We start from the raw sequence: 2,595 nt of genomic DNA on the forward strand, positions 1-2,595 counted from the left end.
AATTATGGATAAAGATTTTATTAAAGAATTACATAAAGGTGGATTTTTAATTGATGATAATGTAAATGAAATAGATACATTAAGATATTTAATGTTTAAAGATCGTTTTGATAGAAAATCCTTTAATTTAACTATTGCACCAACTATAGATTGCAATTTTAGGTGTATTTATTGTTATGAAAAAGATAAGCTTGAAAATAGCTATATGAACAAAGAAACTGAAAATAACTTAATAAAACTTATAAAAGAAAAATCTTCAAATATTGATAGTCTAAATATTTCATGGTATGGTGGTGAACCTCTGTTAGCTATTGATACAATTTCATCACTTAGTGAATCAATGATGTCTATATGTAAAGATAATAACATACCTTATAATGCTTCAATGGTTACTAATGGATATTTATTAGATAGGGCTACATGCGAAAAACTAAATAAATATAATGTATCTAGTATTCAAATAACCTTAGATGGTAATGAAGCAACCCATGATAAAAGAAGATTTTTAATTGGTGGAAAACCAACATATAAGAAAATTATAGAAAATTTAGTAGCATGTAAAGATATACTTCCTAAGATTGCTTTAAGAATAAATGTTGATAATAATAACAAGGAATTAATAAAAGAGCTAGTAGATGATCTTAGAAAAAATCAATTACTAGATGTAGTTCATCCATATCTAGGTCATGTTAGAAATGATGATAATTGTTATAATGATAATTTATGTTTAAAAAATAATGACTATGCAAAATTAGAGTATAACTTTCAAAATAATATTCTTAATCAAGGAATCAATAACAATCCGCTACAATTTTTACCTAGAAGAATTACTTCATACTGTGGAGCTGATAGCATCAGCTCTCATATAGTAGACTCTAAAGGAGACTTATATCGATGTTGGAATGATATTGGCAACAAGCAAAAGATAGTTGGTAATATTAATAATAGTGAATTAAATATTAATGAAGCATTAACTGATTATATTTTATTTGATGCAACAGAAAATGTAGAATGTAGAAACTGTAAATTCCTACCACTTTGTATGGGTGGTTGTCCAATTAAAGGAAAAGAAAAAAATTGTAGTTATGTTAAATATATGATTAATTCTTATATAAAAGATATTTATAAAAATTTAAAAAATGAAATATCTTAAATTAAAAATTATAAAAGAAGTATGAAAATGGACTGTTTAATTTTAAATTATTATGTTGGATGTTACTTTTTATCTAATTCTATATCAATAATAATTTCACAAGATTAGACTGTAGACACTCTAGTAAAGTTATAACTTATTCATTATCTAATTAATTAATACTTCAAAAAATTTATTTTACGATATCTTTAACTTTAAGATATAAATTTATAATAAGGGGGGATTTAAATATGGATTACTTAGTAATAAATGGTACTCCAGATGGTATTCAGCCATATTGGTGCATTATTGATAATTGCACTGGTAAATGTACAACTCTTGACTGTGGCTCAAATTGTGCATCAAAATGTGAAACTAATTGTCCTAGCCATAATAGCTGTACAAGATTAGGCTGTGGACAAGGTGGTAGAGTTACACCTTATTCTTTATTTGATTAATTATTACTTACAAAAAATTTACTTTATCATATCTTTAACTTTAAGATATAAATCTATAATAAGGAGGGATTTAAATATGGATTACTTAGTAGTAAATGGTACTCCAGATGGTATTCAACCGTATTGGTGCATTATTGATAACTGTACTGGTAAATGTTCTAACCTCACTTGTACAACAAATTGTTCATCTGATTGTAAATCAAATTGTCCTAGTAATATTAGTTGCACAAGATTAGGTTGTGGACAAGGTGGTAGAGTTACACCTTATTCTTTATTTGACTAGTTGATTTTTTAATAAAAAAGTTTTACTTAATAATGATTATATAAATATTAAATTAAATGCTATGAAATATATTTTATATTTCATAGCAACTTAATATAAAGAAATTTACAAAAGCTAAATCTAAAAATAATAAACAAATAAATTTTAGGAGAAATAATATGGAGCCAATAAAATTTGCTAATAAGTATATACTTAAAAACAAAAAAATATTAATTATATATATTATCCTATGTGTACTATTAAGTATATTAGGTATGATAACTCCAATGATTTCAGCAACTATACTAGACCTTATAATAAAAAAAACTTCTATAAATTGTATATTCAATATATGCCTTATATTATTTCTAATAGGAATAATGAGCTTAGTATTATCTTATATTAAAAATTTAATTTTTATTAAAATCAGTTCATATTCTGCTATAAATTTAAATATCGATATTATTAAACATATTCACCAGGTTCCAATAAGGTTTATTTCTAGTATGAATTCAGCATACCTTAATCATAGAATAAATACTGATTCTAATGAAATAATTAATTTTACATTATCTTTATATTCAAACTTTATACAATCTTTATTAATTTTAACTATATCATCTATAATATTAATTTCAATAAATATTAAAATGTTTTTAATATCTATAATACTAGCTGTTTTCAGCTTAATAATATATAATTTGCTAAAAAAAAGATTATATAGATTTAATATTAAACTAAAA

At 23.2% G+C, this 2,595-nt stretch carries 4 protein-coding genes; all 4 read left to right on the top strand.

Features of this window, described 5'->3' with window-relative positions:
- Nucleotides 1-1,153 (top strand): radical SAM/SPASM domain-containing protein (locus J7G74_RS07080; protein WP_297133486.1); only part of this gene is annotated, 1,153 nt, incomplete at its 5' end.
- 230 nt (nt 1,154-1,383) lie between these two features.
- Nucleotides 1,384-1,590, top strand: a complete 207-nt coding sequence (locus tag J7G74_RS07085) for a hypothetical protein (protein ID WP_297133488.1) — start codon at nt 1,384-1,386, stop codon at nt 1,588-1,590.
- A gap of 76 nt (nt 1,591-1,666) precedes the next feature.
- The gene (locus tag J7G74_RS07090; RefSeq protein ID WP_297133489.1) at nt 1,667-1,873 is read left to right on the top strand and encodes a hypothetical protein; all 207 of its coding nucleotides are present in this window, start codon (nt 1,667-1,669) and stop codon (nt 1,871-1,873) included.
- Between the two features lie 158 nt (nt 1,874-2,031).
- Nucleotides 2,032-2,595, top strand: a 564-nt coding sequence (locus tag J7G74_RS07095; RefSeq protein WP_297133490.1) for an ABC transporter transmembrane domain-containing protein, incomplete at its 3' end; no start/stop codon positions are given.

The organism is Terrisporobacter sp., assembly GCF_017888745.1.
Classification (GTDB): Bacteria; Bacillota; Clostridia; order Peptostreptococcales; family Peptostreptococcaceae; genus Terrisporobacter.

Coding starts and splice junctions, on each gene's coding strand:
- J7G74_RS07085 (WP_297133488.1), top strand. CDS start 1,384: ATGGATTACTTAGTAATAAATGGTACTCCAGATGGTATTCAGCCATAT.
- J7G74_RS07090 (WP_297133489.1), top strand. CDS start 1,667: ATGGATTACTTAGTAGTAAATGGTACTCCAGATGGTATTCAACCGTAT.